The organism is Desulfosporosinus sp. OT (assembly GCF_000224515.1).
GTDB lineage: Bacteria > Bacillota > Desulfitobacteriia > Desulfitobacteriales > Desulfitobacteriaceae > Desulfosporosinus.
Genome location: NZ_AGAF01000138.1, coordinates 1 through 1,745 on the forward strand (window position 1 = coordinate 1; position 1,745 = coordinate 1,745).

General features: G+C 43.5%; 1 protein-coding gene. It reads right to left on the minus strand.

Translation table 11 applies throughout. From position 1 onward, the window contains the following. Window positions 1-1,302 (minus strand): phosphodiester glycosidase family protein (locus DOT_RS12700; protein ID WP_009619161.1); only part of this gene is annotated, 1,302 nt, incomplete at its 3' end. Window positions 1,303-1,745: the final 443 nt, after the last annotated feature.

Here is a 1,745-nt window from a genome sequence, read left to right on the forward strand (position 1 = left end):
AGGATTAACCTCTACAGGATTAGAGAAGCTGTCCACTCCCGTAAGTGTAAATTTTCTCGAAGTATGAACAAAAACATTAGGGTCCTCGGTCTCTAAGATTAGCTTTGTCAGTGAACCGGGAGCGGCTTGAGAAAAAATTCCTATACCGTTGGCAACAGAACGTAAAGAACCGTCAGAAGGTATATTGACAACATCTAAAGTAGAAGTTCCCAACTTTCTGGCTACCATGGTCGTCGATCCGCCACCATCAAAATTCAGAGCATTGTAGGCACCCAATTCCTGCATAAGTTGAGCGGACTGGATCTGAGTGAGACCGACACTGTTATCCTGTCTGCCATCCACCGTGACCAAAATCAGTTGTTTGCCATCTTCAGAACTTCCCACCAAAGTTCGAGGGTTGTAGTTATTAATGCTGTCAGTACTAAAAGAAAAAGTCTCTGGAATCTGACCGTTCTTGACCAGGATGGAGGACCCGGTTGCCGACATTTGCAGATCGGACCAGTTGGGGTTGGAGGTAACGGTAAAGTCTGCCGGTTCTCCTATTTTGAAGCTTTCCAGAAGTTTGGCTGCTTGTTCACCCCGGGAAATTACAACATAACCTTCAGCAGGTATCGTTACAGGAGACGAAGCTTGTCGAATTTCTGCAACCCGTCCCTGGGATACAAGGATTTCCACCAAATCAGGATACTTTTCCGAGGCCCCGAGGGTGTTAGGTCCCCATTTATTATCTAACACGGTGACATCATTATATTGCTGACGGCTCGGCTGGTTGTACTGCGACACAGCAAACGAAGCATTGTTGAATCCGGTCAAGGTAAGGGCGTTATTCCAGTAATTAAAGAGTATCTGACCGGTATTATCGAGAGAGAATGAAGCCATTTCATCTTTGTTTTGATTGTACCATCCAGATGTCGCAAAGAGGTCTCCTCCTCGCACAATAGGCCCGTCAGGATATCCGGTCCCTCCATCCATCGGATTAAAGAAACTGGCGTTCACGGCAGCCACCGCCCCATTTTCCTCGGCTAAGGTAAGTACTGTAGAAAGCTGATCAGTGATATGACTATTAGCCAGGGTATCTATCTTGATATTGGGATTCGTGGTATCAATGCGCAAAACTTTGATATTTAACCAGCCGTCTGCTGTGAACCGTGAAATATGTTCCAGAGTTGCTCCATCTGTGATGGTATGTTTATATCTAGTCTCATAGAGAGTCTTCGGTTGGGCTGCCGCTGTACCAGAGATTGTTGCCACAGCCAAGATTGTGGCCAGAAAGATTGCAAATACTTTTTTCAAATCAGTCATTTCCTTCTTGTATATTTTTTCGCATTGAACAATGTGATTGATTTGGTATTCTACAATTCTTCGGCAATTGCCTCTTAGAATCACAAGAAAAGTTATTAAATAGCATCATAATCTATATATTGCTGTTATCTTATTCACCTCACTTGATTTCCACTATTTGCGTCACCGCCTTTTCATAAACGTATGACACAAAATTCTCCATCGTTCTCCGATATTTGCTACCCGATTAACGTAGTCGGCACCACCCTGAATTAAACCATTCTCTGTTGCTTTGCCCTGCTTAAGGCAGCTTTATAATAGCCTGCCTTGTATCCGGCAGCACGTAGTTTTTTACTTCTCCAATATACACTTTTCCCTTTCTGATTCCTAAGATTCTATCGTTGATATCTTTAGAGATGACTAGACGTTTATCAGCCTTTAAGGCTTCAATATAAGAACTTGCC